The organism is Cellulomonas sp. FA1, assembly GCF_000986825.1.
GTDB lineage: Bacteria > Actinomycetota > Actinomycetes > Actinomycetales > Cellulomonadaceae > Cellulomonas > Cellulomonas iranensis.
The window spans coordinates 3,937,685-3,959,020 of the sequence record NZ_LBMY01000001.1; the positions used below are offsets into that span (position 1 = coordinate 3,937,685).

The 21,336-nt window shown below is 75.7% G+C and carries 20 protein-coding genes; 16 read left to right on the plus strand and 4 right to left on the minus strand.

The genetic code is table 11. From position 1 onward, the window contains the following. Positions 1-43: 43 nt before the first annotated feature. From typA to GY42_RS18485, 7 genes are all read left to right on the plus strand, one after another. Positions 44-1,981, plus strand: coding sequence for a translational GTPase TypA (typA, locus tag GY42_RS17725; RefSeq protein WP_046530312.1), 1,938 nt, complete (start codon positions 44-46; stop codon positions 1,979-1,981). Between the two features lie 23 nt (positions 1,982-2,004). Beyond that, positions 2,005-3,759: a BCCT family transporter gene (locus GY42_RS17730; protein WP_052748497.1), complete on the plus strand. Its 1,755-nt coding sequence runs from the start codon at positions 2,005-2,007 to the stop codon at positions 3,757-3,759. Then, positions 3,756-4,712: a PIG-L family deacetylase gene (locus GY42_RS17735; RefSeq protein WP_046530313.1), complete on the plus strand. Its 957-nt coding sequence runs from the start codon at positions 3,756-3,758 to the stop codon at positions 4,710-4,712. The genes GY42_RS17730 and GY42_RS17735 overlap by 4 nt, the downstream gene beginning before the upstream one ends. Before the next feature lie 5 nt (positions 4,713-4,717). Further along, entirely contained in the window at positions 4,718-5,089 is a 372-nt protein-coding gene (locus tag GY42_RS17740) for a hypothetical protein (RefSeq protein WP_052748498.1), read from the plus strand. After that, a complete protein-coding gene (locus GY42_RS17745) occupies positions 5,086-5,577 on the plus strand; it encodes a flavin reductase family protein (protein ID WP_046530314.1) in 492 nt (163 codons plus the stop codon). The genes GY42_RS17740 and GY42_RS17745 overlap by 4 nt, the downstream gene beginning before the upstream one ends. A 140-nt stretch (positions 5,578-5,717) precedes the next feature. Next, positions 5,718-6,230: a hypothetical protein gene (locus GY42_RS17750; RefSeq protein WP_046530315.1), complete on the plus strand. Its 513-nt coding sequence runs from the start codon at positions 5,718-5,720 to the stop codon at positions 6,228-6,230. Continuing rightward, positions 6,191-8,872 carry a VanW family protein gene (locus GY42_RS18485; protein ID WP_052748499.1) on the plus strand — a complete coding sequence of 894 codons (2,682 nt, stop codon included), beginning with the start codon at positions 6,191-6,193 and terminating at the stop codon, positions 8,870-8,872. Before GY42_RS17750 ends, GY42_RS18485 begins: the two co-directional genes overlap by 40 nt. A 25-nt stretch (positions 8,873-8,897) precedes the next feature. Here GY42_RS18485 and GY42_RS18490 read toward each other — a convergent pair whose 3' ends face one another. Then, the gene (locus GY42_RS18490) at positions 8,898-9,272 is read right to left on the minus strand and encodes a hypothetical protein (protein WP_236686837.1); all 375 of its coding nucleotides are present in this window, start codon (positions 9,270-9,272) and stop codon (positions 8,898-8,900) included. A gap of 94 nt (positions 9,273-9,366) precedes the next feature. Here GY42_RS18490 and fdxA point away from each other — a divergent pair, with 94 nt between their 5' ends. The 3 genes from fdxA (at position 9,367) to GY42_RS17780 (ending at position 12,408) form a co-directional block, all read left to right on the plus strand. Further along, positions 9,367-9,693, plus strand: a complete 327-nt coding sequence (gene fdxA, locus GY42_RS17770) for a ferredoxin (protein WP_046530317.1) — start codon at positions 9,367-9,369, stop codon at positions 9,691-9,693. A 26-nt stretch (positions 9,694-9,719) separates the two neighbouring features. Continuing rightward, positions 9,720-10,868 carry a succinyldiaminopimelate transaminase gene (gene dapC, locus GY42_RS17775; RefSeq protein WP_175578568.1) on the plus strand — a complete coding sequence of 383 codons (1,149 nt, stop codon included), beginning with the start codon at positions 9,720-9,722 and terminating at the stop codon, positions 10,866-10,868. Positions 10,869-11,097: 229 nt separating this feature from the next. After that, a complete protein-coding gene (locus GY42_RS17780) occupies positions 11,098-12,408 on the plus strand; it encodes a citrate synthase (RefSeq protein ID WP_082131647.1) in 1,311 nt (436 codons plus the stop codon). A gap of 34 nt (positions 12,409-12,442) precedes the next feature. On the opposite strand, the gene GY42_RS17785 is transcribed toward GY42_RS17780, so the two are convergent. Then, positions 12,443-13,354 (minus strand): hypothetical protein, encoded by a 912-nt coding sequence (locus GY42_RS17785; protein ID WP_082131648.1) that lies wholly within the window; start codon positions 13,352-13,354, stop codon positions 12,443-12,445. Positions 13,355-13,358: 4 nt separating this feature from the next. Next, a complete protein-coding gene (gene dapD / locus GY42_RS17790; RefSeq protein ID WP_046530318.1) occupies positions 13,359-14,354 on the minus strand; it encodes a 2,3,4,5-tetrahydropyridine-2,6-dicarboxylate N-succinyltransferase in 996 nt (331 codons plus the stop codon). Between the two features lie 81 nt (positions 14,355-14,435). Between dapD and dapE the strand changes: the two genes are divergently transcribed. The 6 genes from dapE to GY42_RS17815 all read left to right on the plus strand — a co-directional run bounded on the left by dapE (position 14,436) and on the right by GY42_RS17815 (position 20,649). Next, positions 14,436-15,545: a succinyl-diaminopimelate desuccinylase gene (gene dapE / locus GY42_RS17795; protein WP_046530319.1), complete on the plus strand. Its 1,110-nt coding sequence runs from the start codon at positions 14,436-14,438 to the stop codon at positions 15,543-15,545. Positions 15,546-15,621: 76 nt separating this feature from the next. Next, the gene (locus tag GY42_RS17800; RefSeq protein ID WP_082131649.1) at positions 15,622-16,503 is read left to right on the plus strand and encodes a TIGR00730 family Rossman fold protein; all 882 of its coding nucleotides are present in this window, start codon (positions 15,622-15,624) and stop codon (positions 16,501-16,503) included. Beyond that, positions 16,500-17,426 carry a dihydropteroate synthase gene (folP, locus tag GY42_RS17805; protein ID WP_046531232.1) on the plus strand — a complete coding sequence of 309 codons (927 nt, stop codon included), beginning with the start codon at positions 16,500-16,502 and terminating at the stop codon, positions 17,424-17,426. Before GY42_RS17800 ends, folP begins: the two co-directional genes overlap by 4 nt. Beyond that, the gene (locus GY42_RS17810; RefSeq protein WP_236686838.1) at positions 17,423-18,733 is read left to right on the plus strand and encodes a hypothetical protein; all 1,311 of its coding nucleotides are present in this window, start codon (positions 17,423-17,425) and stop codon (positions 18,731-18,733) included. Before folP ends, GY42_RS17810 begins: the two co-directional genes overlap by 4 nt. A gap of 139 nt (positions 18,734-18,872) precedes the next feature. Next, a complete protein-coding gene (locus tag GY42_RS18875; RefSeq protein WP_082131650.1) occupies positions 18,873-19,040 on the plus strand; it encodes a DUF3117 domain-containing protein in 168 nt (55 codons plus the stop codon). A 10-nt stretch (positions 19,041-19,050) separates the two neighbouring features. Further along, positions 19,051-20,649, plus strand: a complete 1,599-nt coding sequence (locus GY42_RS17815) for a leucyl aminopeptidase family protein (RefSeq protein ID WP_046530320.1) — start codon at positions 19,051-19,053, stop codon at positions 20,647-20,649. A 30-nt stretch (positions 20,650-20,679) separates the two neighbouring features. Here the strand turns inward: GY42_RS17815 and GY42_RS17820 are convergent, their stop codons facing one another. After that, entirely contained in the window at positions 20,680-21,312 is a 633-nt protein-coding gene (locus tag GY42_RS17820) for an O-methyltransferase (protein ID WP_046530321.1), read from the minus strand. Positions 21,313-21,336 lie beyond the last annotated feature (24 nt).

A 21,336-nucleotide genomic window follows, 5' to 3' on the forward strand; every position in this document is an offset into this window, starting at 1 on the left:
CGCGTCGCGCCCGGCGTGCCCCCCTCTTGAGATGAGTACCCGCATGCCCGCCACCGACCAGGCCTCCGGCACGGCCGTCCGTTCCGACCTGCGCAACGTCGCGATCGTCGCGCACGTCGACCACGGCAAGACGACGCTCGTCGACGCGATGCTCTGGCAGTCCGGCGCGTTCGGCGCGCACGACCACGTGGACGAGCGGGCCATGGACTCGGGCGACCTCGAGCGAGAGAAGGGCATCACGATCCTCGCGAAGAACACCGCGGTCCAGTACGCCGGTCCCGCGGCCGCGAAGGTCGGGCAGCCCGACGGCATCACCATCAACGTCATCGACACGCCCGGGCACGCCGACTTCGGCGGCGAGGTCGAGCGCGGCCTGTCGATGGTCGACGGCGTCGTGCTGCTCGTCGACGCGTCCGAGGGGCCGCTGCCGCAGACGCGGTTCGTGCTGCGCAAGGCGCTCGCCGCGAAGCTCCCCGTCATCCTCGTCGTCAACAAGGTCGACCGCCCCGACGCGCGCATCGAGGAGGTCGTGCACGAGGCGACCGACCTGCTGCTCGGCCTGGCGTCCGACCTGCACGAGGAGGTGCCGGACCTCGACCTCGACGCGATCCTCGACGTGCCCGTGGTGTACGCCGCCGCCAAGGTCGGCAAGGCGTCGCTCGAGCAGCCCGCCGACGGCGGGCTGCCGGACAGCCCCGACCTCGAGCCGCTGTTCGCGACGATCCTCGAGAAGATCCCCGCGCCGTCGTACGACCCCACGGCGCCGCTGCAGGCGCACGTGACCAACCTCGACGCGTCGCCGTTCCTCGGGCGTCTCGCGCTCCTGCGCATCCACAACGGCACCCTGCGCAAGGGCCAGACCGTCGCGTGGGCCCGGCACGACGGCACGCTGCAGAACGTGCGCGTCACCGAGCTGCTCGAGACCAAGGCCCTCGACCGCGTGCCGACCGAGCAGGCGGGCCCGGGCGAGATCGTCGCCGTCGCCGGCATCGAGGACATCACGATCGGCGAGACGCTCACCGACCCCGACGACCCGCGCCCGCTGCCGCTCATCCAGGTCGACGACCCGGCGATCTCGATGACCATCGGGATCAACACGTCCCCGCTGGCCGGCAAGGGCGGCAAGGGCCACAAGGTCACGGCCCGCCAGGTGAAGGACCGCCTCGACCGCGAGCTCATCGGCAACGTGTCGCTGCGCGTGCTGCCCACCGAGCGTCCCGACGCGTGGGAGGTGCAGGGCCGCGGCGAGCTCGCGCTCGCGATCCTCGTCGAGCAGATGCGTCGTGAGGGCTTCGAGCTCACGGTCGGCAAGCCGCAGGTCGTCACCCGGACCATCGACGGCAAGGTGCACGAGCCCACCGAGCGCATGACGATCGACGTGCCCGAGGAGTACCTCGGCGCCGTCACGCAGCTCCTCGCGCAGCGCAAGGGCCGCATGGAGACGATGAGCAACCACGGCACCGGCTGGGTGCGCATGGAGTTCGTCGTGCCGGCGCGCGGCCTCATCGGCTTCCGCACGCGGTTCCTCACCGACACGCGCGGCACCGGCATCGCGTCGTCCATCGCCGAGGGCTACGAGCCGTGGGCCGGCCCGATCGAGACCCGCACCAACGGCTCGCTCGTCGCCGACCGTGCGGGCGTCGCGACGCCGTTCGCGATGCTCAACCTGCAGGACCGCGGCGTGTTCTTCGTCGACCCGACGTCCGAGGTGTACGAGGGCATGGTCGTCGGGGAGAACTCCCGCAACGACGACATGGACGTCAACATCACCAAGGAGAAGAAGCTCAACAACATCCGGTCGTCCACGTCGGAGTCGTTCGAGAACCTGGTGCCGCCGCGCAAGCTCACGCTCGAGGAGTCGCTCGAGTTCGCGCGCGAGGACGAGTGCGTCGAGGTCACCCCCGAGGTCGTGCGCATCCGCAAGGTCGTGCTCGACCAGACCGAGCGCGCACGTCAGACCGCACGCAACAAGCGCGCCTGACCCGCAGGGGCGAGGATGACGGCATGACGACGCCGACCGACGAACCCAGCGCCGCCACCCCCGCCCCGTCGCCGGCCACGTCCGGCGTGTCCCGCGTCTCCTGGCGCGTGTTCGCGCCGGCCGCCGCGGTGATCGTGCTGCTCGCGGGCCTGGCGATCCTCTTCCCGGACCGGGCGGAGTCGGTCGTGGAGGCCGTGCAGGCCGACGTCATCGGCGCGTTCGGCTGGTACTACGTGCTGATCGTCGCGGGCTTCGTGCTGTTCGCGCTGTGGATGGGGCTGAGCCGCTTCGGCGACATCATGCTCGGGGACGACGACGACGAGCCCGAGTTCTCGCTCGGGTCGTGGTTCTCGATGCTGTTCGCCGCGGGCATGGGCATCGGCCTGGTGTTCTGGGGCGTCGCCGAGCCGCTCAGCCACTACGCCGAGCCCAAGCCGGGGACGTCGGGCAGGCCCGCCCAGCTCGCCGAGACGGCGATGGTGCAGACGTACCTGCACTGGGGCGTGCACGCGTGGTCGGTGTACGTCGTGGTGGGCCTGGCGCTCGCGTACGCGGTGCACCGCCGTGGCCGCCCCGTGTCGATGCGGTGGGCGCTCGAGCCGCTCGTGGGGGAGCGACGCGCCGCCGGGCGCCTGGGCGACGTGGTCGACGTGATCGCGGTCGTGGGCACGGTGTTCGGCCTCGCGACGTCGCTCGGCCTCGGCGTGCTGCAGATCGCCGGCGGCCTCGAGCACCTGGGCGTCGTGACCGCGTCGACCGGGCTCGAGGTCGTGCTCGTCGTCGCGATCATGGCCGTCGCGACGGTGTCGGTCGTGTCGGGCCTCGACAAGGGGCTCAAGTGGCTGTCGAACGTCAACGTCGCGCTCGCCGGGCTCCTCATGGTGTGCGTCCTCGCGCTCGGCCCGACGCTGTTCCTGCTGCGCGAGTTCGTGCAGTCGATCGGCGTGTACCTCGCGCGCGTCGTCCCGATGTCGTTCAACGTCAGCGCGTTCTCGGGCGCCGAGGGCGAGGCCTGGCAGGCCGCCTGGACGACGTTCTACTGGGGCTGGTGGATCTCGTGGGCGCCCTTCGTCGGGGTGTTCATCGCGCGGATCTCGCGCGGCCGCACGGTCCGTGAGTTCGTCGTCGGCGTGCTCGGCGTGCCGGTCGTCGCGACGTTCCTGTGGTTCTCGGTGCTGGGCGGCTCCGCGCTGTGGACCGAGCTGTTCGGCGGCGGCGGCCTGGTCGGCGCCGACGGCCAGGTCGACCAGACGAACGCGTTGTTCGACCTGCTCGGGCGGCTGCCCGGCGGGGTCGCGCTGTCGGTGGGCGCGGTCGTGCTCATCGGTCTGTTCTTCGTCACGAGCGCCGACTCGGGCTCGTTCGTCGTCGCGATGCTGACGACCGGCGGCCACCCCTCGCCGCGCACGTGGACGCGCGTCGCGTGGTCGGCCGTGACGGCGCTGCTCGCGGCGTCGCTCCTGGTCGCGGGCGGCCTGGTGACGCTCCAGACGGCCGCCATCCTCATCGCGCTGCCGTTCTCGTTCGTCATGCTCGCGATGGTCGCCGCGACCGTCCGGGCGTTCCGCGCCGAGCACCACGCGCGCCTGGTCGCGGAGCGGCTCGCGCAGCGCGAGCTGCTCGAGGAGGCCATCGGCGAGGGCGTCGCCGCCGAGCGCGGACGCCTCGTCGCGAGCGGCGCCAACCGCCGTGTCCGGAAGATGCTCGCGCAGCGCCGCGACGCGAGCGCTGCGGGCACCGGCGCGGGCGACGGCGAGAGCACGGAGGCCGACGCGTGAGCGGCGGGCTGCTGGCGGTGCACGCGCACCCCGACGACGAGTCGCTCGCGACCGGTGCGCTGCTCGCCACCTGGGCGGCCGCCGGTCGGCCCGTGACGGTCGTGACCGCCACGCGCGGCGAGCGGGGCGAGGTCATCGGGCAGCGGTGGGCGCACCTGGAGGGCGACGGCCCGGCGCTCGCGGAGCACCGCACCGGCGAGCTGGCGCAGGCGCTCGCGGCGCTCGGCGTGCAGGACCACGGGTTCCTCGACGAGGCCGTCGGCCAGGACGAGCGGTACGAGGACTCGGGCATGGCGTGGGTCGCCGCGGGTCGCGCGGGGGCCGCGGGCGACGCACCGCCCGGCGCGTTCGCGTTCGCGTCGCTCGAGGAGGCCGCGGAAGGGCTCGCGCGCGTGCTGCGCTCGCGCCGCCCCGACGTCGTCGTGACGTACGAGCCCGGCGGCGGCTACGGGCACCCGGACCACGTGCGGACGCACGAGGTCACGGTGCGAGCGCTCGAGCTCGCGGCCCGCGGGGACGACCCGCTGTCGCCCGCGCACGTCGTGCCCGTCGCGCTGTGGGCCGTGACGGGCCGGGCGGTGCTGCGCCGCGCGCAGACCGCGCTCGCGGGCGAGGCCGTCCTCGCGTCCCTCGGGCCGGCGATCGAGGGGCTCACGCTGCCGGACCCGGCCGCCGAGCCGCCGTCGGTCGCCGTGCCGGACGACCAGGTCGACCTCGTGGTCGACGTCGCGCCGGTGCGCGCCCGCGTGCTGGCCGCGCTGCGCGCGCACGCGACGCAGGTGCAGGCCGTGCGGGCCGTCGACGGCGACGACGGCCTGGTCGGCTGCTACGCGCTGAGCAACGACGTGCTCGCCGCCGTCCCGACCGTCGAGGGCTACCGCTACGCACCCGGGAGCCTGCGCGCGCACGAGGCGGGGGTCGTCTGGCCCGCCGGGGTGCGGCCGGTAGCCTGAGCGCCGTGCCGCAGCTCACCGTCACCACCCTGGGCCGGACCGCCGCCTCGCTCGGCACGGGCCTGCTCGCCGGCGCCATCGGCACCGTCATGCACCGCTCGATCCGGCCGTGGGGGCTCGTGCTGTGCCTCGCCCTGGTGCTGGCCGTCGCGCTGACGACGCGCGCGTGGGCCGGCTGGCCCGCCTACGTCGCGGCCTCGGTGGGGGTGCTCGTCGCGGTGCAGGTGCTGTCGAGCGAGGGACCCGGGGGCGACGTGCTCGTGCCGGCCGGCGACGGCTGGGGCTGGGCGTGGGTGATCGGCGCGGTGGTCGCGCTGGGGTCGGTCGCGCTGGTGCCGCGGCGGTGGGTCGAGGACACGCCGCCGGACGCGCCGTGACGGACGTCGATCCCGCGGACTACCGCGCGGTCGCGGCCCGGCTCGCGGCCGGGGTCGTCGTGGTGACGGCGGTCCGGCACGGCGTCGCGCACGCCGCGACCGTGTCGTCGGTCGCGTCCGTGTCGCTCGACCCGCCGATGCTGCTCTTCTGCGTGCACGTCGACGCGCGGCTGCGCGACGTGCTCGACGGGACCGAAGCGTGGGCCGTCTCGGTGCTCGCGGACGGCCAGGCGGACGTGGCCGACTGGCTCGCCTCGCCCGGGCGCCCGGCGGTCGGCCAGCTCGACCGGGTCGCGCACGTGGCGGCGCCCGTGTCGGGCGCCCCGTGGCTGGACGGCGCGGCGGCGTGGTTCGACTGCCGCACCGAGGCCGTGCACGGCGCGGGGGACCACGACGTCGTGATCGGGCGCGTGGTCGCCGCCCGCGAGGGTGCACCCGACGCGGGTGGCCTGGTCCACCTGCGCGGACGGCTCCGCGGCGTCCGCTGAGCGGCAGGACGCGCCGCCGCCGGGGGCGGGTGGTGCCGCGCGCGGCACGCGCGCGGGCGACGGCCCGTGCGCGGGTGCCGCGGCCGTAGAATCGCCGCGCGCGCGGAACGCGTGCGCCCAAGCACCACCTCGGGGGATCGATGACGCACGGGACCGACCGCGACGGACCGGACGAGCGCACGGCGGGCGACGCCGTCGTGCCCGGGCCGCACGAGGACGGGGTCTCCGTCGAGCACGCCGACGCCCTCGACGCGGACGCGCAGACGGCGGGTGCGCCCGTGCGCGAGCCCGCGGACGGGACGGCGACGGGCGACGCGCCCGCCGACGTCGCGCCTGCGGACGTCGCGACTGCGGACGCGGAGCCTGCGGACGCCGCGCCTGTGGACGCCGAGCCGGTGTCCGGCGCGGCGGTGGCCGACGAGCCGGTGGACGCCGTGCCCGCGCCCGCCGAGCCGGCGGACGCCGCCCCCGCGGACGACGACGGCGAGGACCCGGCCCCCGCGGACGACGACGGCGAGGACCCGGCCCCGCGGACGACGACGGCGAGGACCCGGCCCCCGCGGACGACGACGGCGAGGACCTGGCCCCCGCCGGCGACGCGCCCGAGCCTGCCGTGCGTCGCAGCCTCGCGCCCGAGCCCGCCGCGCCCCTGACGGCCTGGCCCTCGTGGGACGACGTCGCGGTGACGGCACCGCCCGCCGACGAGCCGGCCCCGGACGCGTCGGAGCGCGACGGCGCGGCCCCGTCGGACGACGCGGGCGCCGTCCGTGCCGCCGCCGACGACGTGGTCGCCGATCACAGCGTCGCTGATCACGCCGTCGCCGATCGCGCGGCCGACGACGCCCCCGGCGCGGCGCCGTCCGAGCGGCAGGAGGAGTCCTCGGCGCCCGCGACCGAGGAGCCGGCCGCCGACGGTGACGCGGCCCCGGCCCCGGCCGCCGGTCCGCTCGACCTGTCGGCCCTCGCGTTCGCCGCGCTCAACGCGGCGGCCGTCGGCGTGCCCGCGCACGCGCTGCCCCGCAGCCCGCTGGCGGACGACGGGTCGCGCGTCACGGTCACGCCCGAGGGCCCGGCGAGCGGCACGTCCGCGGAGCCGGCCACCGGCGACGCCGTGCCCGCCGCCGACGCCCCCGACGGGACGGCCGCGGACGTGACCGCGCCCACCGCCGACGGGGCACGCGACGACGCCACCGCCGTCGGCGACGCGGCTGCCGGCGGCGCGGCCGCGGACGCCGCGACCGTGGCCGCCGCCGACACGGCCGGCGACGGCGCGGCCGACGACGCGGTCCCCGAGGTCGCCGCTCGTCCGGCCGGCGCCCCGGCAGCGCCTGCCGCGGGCGGGGCGAGCGACGCCGCGACGACGGCGCCGCCCGACGCCGCGACGACCGCGCCCGACGCCGCGACGACCCCGCCTGACGCCACGGCGGTGCTGCCCCCGGTCGTGGACGACGACGCGGCGCGCACCACGGCGTGGCCCGCGACGGCCCAGGGTGCGGGTGCCGCACCGGGATCACCGGGAGGACCCGTCGTGCGCACGTCCGTGACCGAGCGCGAGGGCTCGCCGCTCGACGGCTTCGACGAGGAGACGCGCCGGCGGCGCTGGCCGCGCGCGCTCGCGATCGTCGGCGGCGTCGTCGTGCTGCTCGCCGCCGGGTACGTCGGGGCGTCCTACGCGCTCGCCGACCGGGTGCCGCGCGGCGCGACCGTCGCGGGCGTCGAGATCGGCGGCATGACGGCGGACGAGGCGCAGAAGGCCCTCGTCGACGGTCTCGCCGACCGCACCGCGGGCCCGGTGCCGGTCGTCGCGCAGGACGTGCAGGCGGAGATCGACCCCGCGACGGCCGGTCTCGCGCTCGACGCGCCCGCGACGGTCGCCCGCCTCACGGGCGTGGACCTCACGCAGCCCGTGCGGCTGTGGCGCCAGCTGGTCGGCGTGCGGGAGCAGCCGCCCGTGTCCCGGGTGGACGACACCGCGCTCGAGGGTGCGCTCACCGAGCTGTCCGGGTCGCTCGTCCTGGCGCCCGTCGACGGCACCGTCGTGTTCGCCGACGGCGCGCCGCACGCGACCGAGGCGGTCGACGGCTGGGACCTCGACGTCACCGGTGCGGCCGACGTGCTCGCGGACGGCTGGCTCACGCAGCCGACGCCCGTCGAGCTCCCGACGACGGTCGTCGAGCCCGCCATCACGCAGGCGGAGACCGACCGCGTGCTCACGCAGGTCGCGCAGCCGCTCGCCGCCGCCCCCGTCACGGTGCAGGTGGCGGACCGGCAGGCGACCCTCGACGTCGCGACGCTCACCGCGAACGCGTCCTTCGCGCCGGTGGACGGCACGCTCGAGCTGCAGCTCGACGGCCAGGCGCTGACCGACGCGATGCTGTCCCAGCTGCCGGACCTGCTCACGACGGCGTCCGACGCGCGCTTCGAGTTCCAGGACGGCGCGCCCGTGATCGTCCCGGGCGTCGCCGGCACGACGCTGGACCCGGCGGGCGTGGCGTCGGCCGTCGCGACGGCCGCGACGTCCGGGACGGGCAACCGTCTCGCGACGGTGGACCTGGTCGAGAGCGACCCCGCGGAGACGACGGCCGCGCTCGAGGCGCTCGGCGTCAAGGAGGTCGTGTCGGAGTTCTCGACGCCCCTGACGAGCGAGCCGCGCCGCACGTCGAACATCTCGACGGGGCTGCGCAACATCACCGGGACGCTCGTGCGGCCGGGGGAGACGTTCAGCCTGACGGAGGCGCTCGGCCCGGTGGACGCCGCGCACGGGTTCGTGCAGGCTGGTGCGATCGTCAACGGCGAGCACGCCGACGCGTGGGGCGGCGGCCTGTCGCAGGTGTCGACCACGACGTACAACGCGGCGTACTTCGCGGGCTTCGAGGACGTCGAGCACACGCCGCACTCGGAGTGGTTCCAGCGGTACCCCGAGGGTCGTGAGGCCACGATCTTCACGGGCGTCATCGACATGAAGTGGAAGAACAACACGCCGTACGGCGCACTCGTGCAGGGGTACGTGGCCGACGGTCGCGCGACCGTGCGCATCTGGAGCACCAAGCACTTCACGGTCGAGACCGAGAAGAGCGGCCGCTCGGGCGTCGTCTCGCCGACGACCGTGTACTCGCAGTCGGCGACGTGCCAGCCGCAGAGCGCCGGGAACCCCGGCTTCACGGTGACGAACACGCGCCGCGTGTACCTCGCGGGCGATCTGGTCGACACCGAGTCGAGGACCTGGCGGTACAAGCCGCAGAACCGCGTGGTGTGCGGCAGCCCGCCGGCGCCGGGGGCGCCCGCGACGCCCTGACGTGCGGACGGCCCGGACCGGCGGCTCAGGCCGAGCGGTCCGGGCCGTCGTCGTCCGCGCGGCCGTGGTCGTGGCCGTCGTCGTGCCGGGCGTCCGCGCCGCCCTCGTGCCGGGCGTCCGCGCCGCCGGGGGCGGCTGCGCGCGGCGCGCGCCGGGGCGGGGCGGGCGGCACGGTCTTCGCGCGCACGACCGCCGCGGCGGGCACGTGGACGTCGCCGCGGCGCGTGCGCAGCGTGAGCCCGGCGTCGTCCACCGCGAGCACGTCGCCGAGGACGTCGGTGAACGGCGGCTCGCCGCCGTTCAGCGTGCCGGTCGGCGCACCGGCAGGCAGGTCGTCCCGCAGCCGACGCACGACGACGCGCGTCCCGGGGGTCCAGTCCCGCCACGTGGCGCGCCTCACGTCGTGCACCGCGTGTCGGGGGTTGGACGGGGGCTCGTGGGGACGGTCACGTGGGGGATACTAGGTCGACCGCTGCACCCGTGGAGGACCCGCCGTGACGTATGTGATCGCCGAACCCTGCGTGGACGTCAAGGACAAGGCGTGCATCGAGGAGTGTCCGGTCGACTGCATCTACGAGGGCAAGCGGTCGCTGTACATCCACCCCGACGAGTGCGTGGACTGCGGCGCCTGCGAGCCGGTGTGCCCGGTCGAGGCCATCTACTACGAGGACGACGTCCCCGAGCAGTGGTCGTCGTACTACGAGGCGAACGTGCACTTCTTCGACGAGATCGGCTCGCCCGGCGGCGCCGCGAAGATGGGTGAGATCGCGCACGACCACCCGATCATCGCCACGCTGCCGCTGCGCGTGCACGGCGACTGACGCCGCGCACCGCGGACGACGCGCACGTGGGACTGCTGACCGGCGCGCTGCCGGACTTCCCGTGGGACTCGCTCGTGCCGCTGGCCGATCTGGCCCGCGCGCACCCCGACGGCATCGTCGACCTGTCGGTCGGCACGCCCGTCGACCCGACGCCCGCGGTCGTGCGCGACGCGCTCGCCGCGGCCGCCGACGCGCCGGGGTACCCGACGACGCACGGCACGCGCGCGCTGCGCGAGGCGGTCGTCGACTGGTTCGCGCGCCGGCGCGGCGTGCCGGGCCTGGACCCGGACGCGGTGCTGCCGACGGTGGGCTCGAAGGAGCTCGTCGCGCTGCTGCCGTCCCTGCTGGGCCTGGGGGCGGGCGACGTCGTGCTGCACCCCGCCACGGCGTACCCGACGTACGACGTCGGTGCGCGGCTGGCGGGCGCGACGCCCGTGCCCGTCGAGGACCCGGCGGCCGTGCTGGCGCAGCGTGACGACGTGCGCCTCGTGTGGCTGAACTCGCCGGGCAACCCGGACGGGTCGGTGCTGGACGTGGCGCAGCTGCGGGCCGTGGTGGACGCGGCGCGCGCCGCGCAGGCGCGCACGGGCCGACCGGTCGTCGTGGCGTCGGACGAGTGCTACGCCGAGCTCGCGTGGGACGCGCCGTGGGCGACGGACGGCGTGCCGAGCGTGCTGGACCCGCGGGTCACGGGCGGCGACACCGCCGGGCTGCTCGCGGTGTACTCGCTGTCCAAGCAGTCGAACCTCGCGGGCTACCGGGCCGCGTTCGTCGCGGGCGACGGCGCGCTGGTCGCGGGTCTGCTCGAGACGCGCAAGCACGCGGGGATGATCGTGCCGGCTCCCGTGCAGGCGGCGATGACGGTCGCGCTCGGGGACGACGCGCACGTCGCGGAGCAGCGCGAGCGCTACCGGCGCCGGCGGGGCGCCCTGCGGGCCGGTCTCGAGGCCGCGGGGTACGTCGTCGACCGCTCGCACGCGGGGCTGTACCTGTGGGTGCGGCCCGACGGCGGGTTCCAGGACTCGTGGACGACGGTGCGCGACCTCGCGTCGCTGGGCGTGCTGGTCGCGCCCGGCGCGTTCTACGGCGCGGCGGCCGCGGGTCACGTGCGGGTCGCGCTGACGGCGTCCGACGAGCGCGTCGCGCAGGCCGCGGCCCGGCTGTCCGGCGCGTGAGCCGGCGGGTCGTGCGTCGGGTCCGCGCGGACGGCGGCCCGGCGCCCTACCCCCTGTGAGGCGTGTCACATACGGACCAAGGTCCGTTCGCACGGTCGTCACGACGCCGGATTCGCAGGTACCGTCACTGCGGGCCGACGAGGGTCACCACCGCGCGCCGGCCACCGAAGATGGTCGCGGCGCACCCGCCGGGGCCGGTCGCACGCTCGTCGGCGCAGGAAGGAACACCATGTCGGACGTCGTCACCGCACCGGTGCAGGCCCCCGTCCAGCTCGTGGTCGGCGGGGAGGCCCACGACCTGCCCGTGGTCCCCGCGACCGAGGGCAACGACGGCATCGTCGTCTCGTCGCTGCTGCGCGACACCGGCATGGTCACCGTGGACCCCGGGTTCATGAACACCGCGTCCTGCGAGTCGCAGATCACCTACATCGACGGCGACGCGGGCATCCTGCGCTACCGCGGCTACCCGATCGAGCAGCTCGCCGAGCACTCGTCGTTCCTCGAGGTCGCGTACCTGCTCATCAACGGCGAGCTGCCGACGCCCGACGCGCTGAGCTCGTTCGAGGAGCGCGTCAACCGGCACACGCTCGTCCACGAGGACTTCCGCACGTTCCTCGGCTCGTTCCCGCGCGGCGCGCACCCGATGACGGTCATGGCGTCGGCGCTCAACGCGCTGTCGACGTTCTACCCGGAGTCGCTCGACCCGTTCGACCCCGAGACCGTCGAGCTCGCGACGGTCCTCATCCTCGCCAAGACGCGCACGATCACGTCCTACGTGCACCGCACCGCCAAGGGTGAGCCGCTGCTGTACCCGGACTACTCGCGCGGGTACGTCGAGGACTTCCTGCGCATGACGTTCGCGGTGCCCTACCAGCAGTGGGATCCGGACCCGGTCGTCGTCAACGCGCTCGACAAGCTGCTGATCCTGCACGCCGACCACGAGCAGAACTGCTCCACGTCGACCGTCCGCATCGTCGGCTCGAGCCACGCCAACGTGTACGCGTCGGTCGCGGCCGGCATCAACGCGCTCTCGGGCCCGCTGCACGGCGGCGCGAACGAGGCCGTGCTGCGCATGCTCGACCAGATCAAGGCGAACGGCGGCGACGCCACCGACTTCATGCGCCGCGTGAAGAACAAGGAGGACGGCGTCCGCCTCATGGGCTTCGGCCACCGGGTCTACAAGAACTACGACCCGCGTGCCGCGATCGTGAAGCAGAGCGCCCACGAGGTGCTGCAGGCGCTCGGCAGCACCGACGAGCTGCTCGACATCGCGATGGGCCTCGAGGAGATCGCGCTGCACGACGACTACTTCGTCTCGCGCAAGCTGTACCCGAACGTCGACTTCTACACGGGTCTCATCTACAAGGCGATGGGCTTCTCGGAGCAGATGTTCACGCCGCTGTTCGCGCTGGGCCGCATGCCCGGCTGGATCGCCCAGTGGCGCGAGATGATGAACGACCCGCAGACCAAGATCGGGCGCCCGCGCCAGGTCTACACGGGCGCCACCGAGCGCGCGTACGTGCCCGTCACCGACCGCTGACGGTGGGCGGCGCCCGCGTGCCGGGCGCCGCGGGTCAGCCCGTGACCGTCACCCGCACCTGACCGGTCGGCAGCGCGGGCGCACCGGTCGGGCGCCACGTCGGGTCCTCGCGCGACCACCGCTGGTCGGCGACGGTCACCGCGTCGGCGCCCGTGTCGCGCGCGACCGCGACGGCCCACTGCGCGAGCCCCCACGCGGCGCGCGGCACGTCCTGCGGCGCGATCGAGGTCGCGTCGAGGTCGACCGTCGACGCCGTGCCCTCCGGTCCGTCCGCGAGCGTCACCACGGCGGGCAGGTCGCCCCAGTCCCGCGCGACGCGGTCGGTGACGGGCCCGGTGCCGGTCGGCGTCTCGACGGGCCGCAGCGTGCAGCGCAGCGCGGCGGGCGAGAAGCCGGTCAGCGCCGAGGCCCAGGCGCGCGACCGGGCCTCGTGCTGCGCGTACGCGTCGGGGAAGCCGCTGCGCTGCACGGCCTGCGCGGCCTGCGTGACCGGCATGTCCTGGTAGCCCGCGACCTTCTCGAGCCCGTCGTAGAACTTGGTCGTCGAGTAGACGGGGTCCATGATCTGCTCGACCGTGCCCCAGCCCTGCGACGGGCGCTGCTGGAACAGCCCGATCGAGTCGCGGTCGCCGTAGTCGATGTTCTCGAGGCGCGACTCCTGCAGCGCGGTCGCGAGGCCGATGGTCACGGCGCGCGCCGGCAGGCCGCGCCGCACGGCGAGCGACGAGACGAGCGCGGCGTTCTGCGCCTGGTCGGGGCTCAGGCTCCAGTCGGTGCCGTCGAGGTGCGCCACGCAGCGCTCGGCGACGGGGCGCTCCGGGCGGGCGCGGTCGAGCAGCGCGACGACCCCCGCGACGCCCAGCCCCACGACGAGCACCGCGAGGACGGCGACGCCGAGCGCGGGCAGGCAGCCGCCACGACGACGGCGCCTGCGGGGTCGGGCCACGGCGTCAGTTCGCGTGCAGGGCCGCGTTGAGGTGCACCCCGGCGCCCGACCGCGCGACGGCCTCGACCTCGCCCGTGCGCGAGTTGCGGCGGAACAGCACGTTGTCGGCCCCGGCCAGCGCACGGGCCTTCACGACGCGCGCGTCGCCGTCGTCGACGGCGCCCTCGACGTCGAACCCGACGAGCCGCACCTTGGTGCCGGCCGTCACGTAGAGCCCCGCCTCGACCACGCAGTCGTCGCCGAGCGGGATGCCGAGGCCCGAGTTGGCGCCCAGCAGCGAGCGCTCACCGATCGACACGACCTCGCGGCCACCGCCGGACAGCGTGCCCATGATCGACGCGCCGCCGCCGACGTCGGACCCGTCGCCGACGACGACGCCGGCCGAGATGCGGCCCTCGACCATCGACGTGCCCAGCGTGCCCGCGTTGAAGTTGACGAACCCCTCGTGCATGACGGTCGTGCCCGGTGCGAGGTGGGCGCCCAGCCGGACGCGGTCGGCGTCCGCCACGCGCACGCCCGACGGCAGCACGTAGTCGACCATGCGCGGGAACTTGTCGACGCCGTACACGGTCGCCGGCGTGCCGGTGGCGGCGCGCAGCCGCAGCCGGGTGGCCTCGAAGTCCTCGACCGCGCACGGGCCCCGGTCGGTCCACACGACGTTCGGCAGCACCGCGAACAGGCCGTCGAGGTTCTGCCCGTGCGGTGCGACGAGCCGGTGCGAGAGCAGGTGCAGGCGTAGGTAGGCGTCGGCCGTGCCGGCGGGGGGCGCGTCGAGGTCGACGACGGTCGCGACGAGGCGCACGTGCACGCGGCGCGCGGCGTCGTGGCGCTCGCACGCCGCGAGGTCGGCCGGCGCGTGCTCGTGCACGGACGCCGCGTCGTCGGCGACGAGGGACGCGGGCGGCTCGCCCAGGGCGGGGGTCGGGTACCAGACGTCGAGGGTCGTGCCGGACTCGGTGACGGTGGCCAGGCCGAGGCCCCAGGCCGTGCGGTCGGTCATGGCGCCAGCCTACGGCGCGGCCCCGTCCGCGCGGCGGCCCGTCCGCGGTGCGGGAGCGGACGGACGCGTAGGGTCGGCGCCGTGGCTGCCGACGACCTGCTCGACCTGTCCGCCGACGTCGTGACGCTCACGCGCCAGGTGTGCGACCTGCCGTCCGTGAGCGGCGACGAGACGCGCCTCGCGGACGCGGTCGAGGCCGCGCTGCGCGCGCACCCGCACCTGGAGGTGCTGCGCGACGGTGACACCGTGGTCGCACGCACGCACCTGGGGCGCGAGCGTCGCGTGGTCGTCGCGGGCCACCTCGACACCGTGCCGCTCGCGGGGAACCTGCCGACGCGCCTCGAGGGTGACGTGCTGTGGGGCCGGGGCACGGTGGACATGAAGGGCGGCGTGGCGGTCGCGCTGTCGCTCGCCGCGTCGCTCACCGCTCCCGTGCACGACGTGACGTGGGTGTTCTACGACCACGAGGAGGTCGCGTCCGAGCTGAACGGCCTGGGCCGCGTCGTGCGGCACCACCCCGAGTGGCTCGCCGCGGACTTCGCGGTGCTCGGCGAGCCCAGCGACGGCGGTCTCGAGGGCGGCTGCAACGGCACGCTGCGCGTCGAGGTGCGGCTGGCGGGCGTCGCGGCGCACTCGGCGCGCGCGTGGGTCGGCGTCAACGCGGTGCACGCCGCGGGCGAGGTGCTGCGCCGGCTCGAGGCGTACGAGCCCGCGACGGTCGAGGTCGACGGGCTCGCGTACCGCGAGAGCCTCAACGCGGTCCTCATCAGCGGCGGCGTCGCGACCAACGTCATCCCCGACGCGTGCGTCGTCACGGTCAACTACCGGTTCGCGCCGTCGCGGTCGGTCGACGAGGCCGTCGCGCACGTGCGGGACCTGTTCGCGGGCTACGACGTCGAGGTCACCGACGCGGCCGCGGGCGCCCGCCCCGGGCTCGACGCGCCTGCCGCGCAGGACTTCGCGGCCGCGGTCCTCGCGGTGACCGGGGGCAGCCCGGCGCCCAAGTACGGCTGGACGGACGTCGCGCGGTTCAGCGAGCTCGGGGTGCCCGCCGTGAACTTCGGGCCCGGCGACCCGCTGCTCGCGCACAAGGACGACGAGCGCGTGCCCGTCGCGCAGATCGAGCTGTGCCACCGCGCGCTGCGCGCGTGGCTCACGGGCGAGCAGCCGGACGGCCCCGGCACGGCCTGACGCGGCGTCCCCGGGCCTGCGGCGAGCGGCGCGCTTCCCGCCGCGACGCGTCCCACCTGCACCTAGGCTCGGGGCCATGACCCACGAGACGTCGGCACCCGCACCGGAGTACCGCCGCGGCCCCGTGCTGCTGCGGCGCGACCAGATCCCCGCCACGACCTCCGACCAGCGGCTGCTGTCGCGCGGCGAGGGCGCCTCCTGGCTGCACTCGGACCCCTGGCGCGTCATGCGGATCCAGAGCGAGTTCGTCGAGGGGTTCGGCGCGCTGGCCGAGGTCGGGCCCGCCGTGAGCGTGTTCGGCTCGGCGCGCGTCAAGCCGGGCGACCCGTACTACGCGATGGCGCAGGACGTCGCGCGCGGCCTCGTCGACGCGGGGTACGCGGTGATCACGGGCGGCGGTCCCGGGATCATGGAGGCGGCCAACCAGGGCGCGACCGAGGCCGAGGGCCTGTCGATCGGCCTCGGGATCGAGCTGCCGTTCGAGCAGGGCATGAACCGCTGGGTCGACCTCGGCGTCAACTTCCGCTACTTCTTCGCCCGCAAGACGATGTTCGTCAAGTACTCCGAGGGCTTCGTCGTGCTGCCCGGCGGGTTCGGCACGTTCGACGAGCTCTTCGAGGCGCTCACGCTCGTCCAGACCCACAAGGTCACGGGCTTCCCGATCGTGCTGCTCGGCGGCGACTACTGGGACGGGCTGCTCGCGTGGCTGCGCGGTCCGGTCCTCGAGAACGGCATGATCGCCGCCGCCGACGTCGACCTGCTGCACGTCGCGTCGACCGCCGAGGAGGCCGTCGACGTCGTCGTGCGGCGCAACGCCGAGATCCGTGCCGAGGAGGCCGCGGCCGCCGAGGCGACCGAACGGGCGAACCACGACGCGCAGGTCGCCAGCGGCGGCCCGGTCCCGGAGGCCGTCGGCGGCGAGCCGCAGGACGAGCAGCTCGCCGGCGGCGGGTGGTGACGAGCGGCCCGCTGCCCGGCGTCCCCGCCGGTGCGGCGCCGCTGCGGCTGCGCGGTCGGACGTTCGCGCCCGACCGGCCCGTCGTCATGGCGGTCGTCAACCGCACGCCGGACTCGTTCTACGCCGCGGCGCGCTACCGCGACGACGACGTCGACGCGGCCGTCGACAGGGCCGTCGAGCAGGGCGCCGACGTGCTGGACGTGGGGGGCGTGCGGGCGGGCCGCGGTCCGGCGGTCGACGAGGCCGAGGAGGTCGCGCGCGTCGTGCCCGTCGTCGAGCGCGTGCGCGCGCGGCACCCGGAGCTGCTGGTGAGCGTCGACACGTGGCGCGCGGGCGTCGCGCGCGCGGTCGCCGACGCGGGTGCCGACCTGCTCAACGACACGTGGGCGGGGCACGACCCGGGGCTCGTCGAGGTCGCCGCCGAGCGGGGGCTCGGCGTCGTGTGCTCGCACACCGGCGGCGCGACGCCGCGCACCGACCCGTTCCGCGTCACGTACCCCGCGCCGCCGGGCGTCGACCCGCTCGACGGCGTCGTCGACGACGTGGTCCGCACGCTGACGGCCGCGGCCGCGCGGGCGGTCGCGCTCGGGGTCGACCCCGCCGCGGTGCTCGTCGACGCGACGCTCGACTTCGGCAAGACCACGTGGCACTCGCTGCACCTGCTCAGAAGCACCCCGCAGATCGTGCAGATCGGGCACCCTGTGCTCATGGCGATCTCGCGCAAGGACCTGGTGGGGGAGACGCTCGACCTGCCGCCCGACGAGCGGCTCGAGGGCACGCTCGCCGCGACGGCGGTCGCGGCGTGGCTCGGTGCGCGCGTGTTCCGCGTGCACGACGTCGCGGCGACGCGGCGCACGCTCGACATGGTCGGGGCGATCCGCGCCGAGCGGGCGCCCGCGGTCGCGCTGCGGGGCATGGTGTGAGCGCGGCGCAGGGCGGGAACGGCGACGGCGCCGTGGCCGCCGCGGACGCGGCCGGGGCACCGACCGGGTACGACGCCGCGCCGGAGCGGCGGCCCGCGGGGTGGTGGGAGCGCGTCCGTGCGTGGCCCTGGTGGGTGCACGTGCTGCTCGTGTTCGCTGCGTCGCGGCTGCTCGCGGGCGTGGTCTTCGTGTGGACGTCGACGGTCCAGGAGGCGAACCTCTGGACCGACGCCAACCCGCCGTACCAGCAGTACGTCGCGCTCATGTACGACGGCGGCTGGTACCGGCAGATCGCCGAGAGCGGCTACCCCGCGGAGCTCCCGCGCGACGCGCAAGGGCTCGTGCAGCAGAACCCCTGGGCCTTCTTCCCGCTCTACCCGATGCTCGTGCGGGGCCTCATGGCGCTCACGGGCGGCTCGTGGGTCGTCGTGGCGCCGACCGTCTCGCTCGTGCTCGCGGCCGCGGCCGCACTGGTCGTGCACGAGGTGGTCCGGCAGGGTGCGCCTCGCGCGGTCGCGGCGCGGCCCGGGCTGCCGCTCGCGTCGGTCGCGCTGGTCTGCGCCTTCCCGACGGCCGCGGTCCTGCAGGTGGCGTACACCGAGTCCGCCGCGCTGCTGCTGGTCGCGACGTCGCTGCTGCTGATCGTGCGGCGGCAGTACGGCTGGGCCGCGCTCGCGGTCGTGGCGCTCGGCTTCACGCGCGCGGTCGCGCTGCCGATGGCCGTCGTCGTGGTGGTCCACGCGGGTGTGCGCTGGTGGCGTGCGCGCCGCGGCGAGGACACGTTCGGGCGGCGCGACGGCCTCGGCCTCGCCGGGCTCGCGGTCGCCGCGGGGGTGTCGGGCGTCGCGTGGCCGGCGATCTGCGGCTGGGCGACGGGCGTGCCGGACGGCTACCTGCAGACGCAGGAGGCGTGGCGCGGCATCCGGGAGGTGACCCCGTTCTACGGCTGGACGTACGTGCCGCAGTTCTGGTTCGGCGACGCCGGGCCGTGGCTCGTCGCGGCCGGTGCGGCGCTCGTGCTGGCGGTGCTGCTGGTGCCGGCCGCGTGGCGCGTCGGGCCCGAGCTGCACGCGTGGTCGGCCGCGTACGTGCTGTACATCGTCGCGGTCATCGAGCCGGGCTCGAGCCTCGCGCGGTTCCTGCTGCTCGCGTTCCCGCTGGCAGCGGTGACGGCCGGGGCCGTGACGCGGCCCCCGTGGGCGCGTCGGCTGTGGTTCGGCGCCGTCCTCGTGCTCATGCTGGGGCTGCAGGTGCTGTGGATCCGCCAGATGTGGGAGTTCAACCCGCACGGCGACTGGCCGCCGTGAGCGGTCCGTGGTGCGGGCACCGGGGCGGTGTCCGCCCTCGGTGAACTAGGATGGTCGGCGGACAACCGGCTGACCAGTGAGGTTGCCGGGGCCGCCGACGAACGTCGGACGGCCGTAGACGAGGCGAAGGAGAGGCCGCATGGCCGCGATGAAGCCGAGGACCGGCGACGGACCGCTCGAGGTGACCAAGGAGGGTCGCGGCATCGTCATGCGCGTCCCGCTCGAGGGCGGCGGACGGCTGGTGGTCGAGCTCAACGCGACCGAGGCCGCCGAGCTGGGCGAGGCCCTGTCCTCCGTCGTCGGCTGACGACCGCCGCATGAGCCCTCGCTCCACCGGCACCGCCGCGACCGCCGCCCTGCGCACGCCGCCGCTCGTCACGCTGCACGGCGCCACCGTCGTCGACTCCCCGCTCCTCACGGACGGGTCGGTCGACGCGGTGGCCGTGCAGGTCGCCCCGCCGCGGCCGGGCGACGACGCGCTGCAGCCCCGCTCGGGGACGCCGCAGGCGGCGGCGCGGTACGGCGTCGACCTCGCCGAGCTGGCGGAGCGCGCCCGGCTCACGGGTGCGGCGGGCGAGGCGTTCACGGTGCACCTGCCGCTGCCCGTCGGGTCGTCCGTCGCGCTGCCGTGGGCGGGGCTGCCGCCGCGGCTCGTGCTCGTGGGCGTCGGTGACGAGAGCCCGACGGCGCTGCGCCGTGCGGGTGCGGCGCTCGCACGCGCGACGCGCGACCTGGGCCGGGTCGCGACGACCGTCGGCGCGCAGACCCACCACGACGCCGCCGGCGCCGCACGTGCCGCGCGCGCGGTCGTGGAGGGCTACCTGCTCGCGGCGTACACGACGCCGCGCGTCACGGCCGAGCCGCCGACCGCGCGCGCCGCCGAGCTCGTGCTGCTCGGGCGGGACGGCGACGAGGTGGCGACGGCCGTCGAGGCCGCCCGCACCGGGGCCACCGCGACGTGGCTCGTGCGCGACCTCGCCAACACGCCCTCGAACGTCAAGGACCCGGCGTGGCTCGCGGACCGTGCGCGCCGGCTCGGCACGGACGCGGGGCTCGAGGTCCAGGTGCTCGGCTCGCGCGAGCTCGCCGCGGGCGGGTTCGGCGGGATCCTCGCGGTGGGCGGCGGTTCCGCCTCGCCGCCGCGCCTCGTGCGGCTCACGTACACGCCGGAGGGCGGCGGGGGCCGGCACGTCGTCGTCGTGGGCAAGGGCATCACCTACGACACGGGCGGTCTGTCGATCAAGCCGCGCGAGGCCATGGTGCCCATGAAGACGGACATGGCCGGTGCCGCGGTCGCGCTCGCGACCGTCCTCGGCGCCGCGCGCTCCCGCGTGCCGCACCGCGTGACCGCCGTGCTGCCGCTCGCCGAGAACCACGTCGGCGCCGCCTCCTACCGGCCCGGCGACGTGCTGACGCTGCACGGCGGCACGACCGTCGAGATCGCCAACACCGACGCCGAGGGGCGCCTGGTGCTCGCCGACGCGCTCGCGTGGGCCGACGCGACGCTCGAGCCCGACGTGCTCCTCGACGTCGCGACGCTCACGGGCGCCGCGAGCCTCGGCCTCGGCAAGCAGCACGCCGCGCTGTACGGCACCGACGACGCCCTCGTCGCCGCGCTCGCCGCCGCGGGTGAGCGCACGGGCGAGCTCGCCTGGCCGATGCCGCTCGTCGCGGACTACGCCGAGGCCGTGCACTCGTCCGTCGCCGACCTGCGGCACGTGCCGCAGGACCGCACGATCGGCGGCGGCTCGATCACCGCGGCCCTGTTCCTGCAGCGCTTCGTCGGCGAGCGGACCTGGGCCCACCTCGACATCGCCGGCCCTGCACGTGCGACCGCCGACAAGCACGAGGTCACCGAGGGCGCGACCGGCTACGGCGCTCGGTTGCTCCTGGAGTACCTGGACGCGCTGGTCTGACGCGTGCCCGCGCCCCCGGCGGGGGAGCGGTCAGCGCCGCACGGCCACCAGCAGGCCGTCGCCCGTGGGCAGCAGCGCGGGCACCAGGCGCTCGTCCGCACGGACCTGCCGGCCGACGTCCCGCACGGTCGTCGTGGTCTCGTCGCGGCGCGCCGGGTCGGCGACGCGGTCGTACCAGAGCGCGTCGTCCACGACCAGCACGCCGCCCGGGCGCAGCAGCCGCACGGCCTGCTCGACGTAGCCCGGGTAGCCCTCGACGTCGGCGTCGACGACGACCATGTCGTAGCCGCCGTCGGTCAGACGCGGCAGCACGTCCAGCGCGCGGCCCGAGATCGCGCGCGTGCGCGTGCTGCGGACGCCCTCCTCGGCGAACGCCTCCTTGGCGGCACGCTGGTGCTCGAGCTCGATGTCGATCGTCGTGAGCACGCCGTCCGCGGGCATGCCGCGCAGCAGGTAGAGCGAGCCGACGCCGGCACCGGTGCCGACCTCGACGACCGCGCGCGCCTGCACCGCGGCCGCCAGCACGCGCAGCGCCGCACCCGCACCGGGGGCCACGGGGGTGCACCCGAGGTGCGACGCGCGCTCGCGGGCCCGCAGCAGCACGTCGTCCTCGTCGAGGAACTCCTCGCAGTACACCCAGCTCTGGGCCTTGTCGGTGGAGATGTCGGCCTCCTCGTCGTGCGCCCC

Coding starts and splice junctions, on each gene's coding strand:
- typA (WP_046530312.1), top strand. CDS start 44: ATGCCCGCCACCGACCAGGCCTCCGGCACGGCCGTCCGTTCCGACCTG.
- GY42_RS17750 (WP_046530315.1), top strand. CDS start 5,718: ATGACGCACGGGACCGACCGCGACGGACCGGACGAGCGCACGGCGGGC.
- GY42_RS18875 (WP_082131650.1), top strand. CDS start 18,873: ATGGCCGCGATGAAGCCGAGGACCGGCGACGGACCGCTCGAGGTGACC.
- GY42_RS17815 (WP_046530320.1), top strand. CDS start 19,051: ATGAGCCCTCGCTCCACCGGCACCGCCGCGACCGCCGCCCTGCGCACG.
- GY42_RS17730 (WP_052748497.1), top strand. CDS start 2,005: ATGACGACGCCGACCGACGAACCCAGCGCCGCCACCCCCGCCCCGTCG.
- GY42_RS17800 (WP_082131649.1), top strand. CDS start 15,622: ATGACCCACGAGACGTCGGCACCCGCACCGGAGTACCGCCGCGGCCCC.
- dapD (WP_046530318.1), bottom strand. CDS start 14,354: ATGACCGACCGCACGGCCTGGGGCCTCGGCCTGGCCACCGTCACCGAG.
- GY42_RS17780 (WP_082131647.1), top strand. CDS start 11,098: ATGTCGGACGTCGTCACCGCACCGGTGCAGGCCCCCGTCCAGCTCGTG.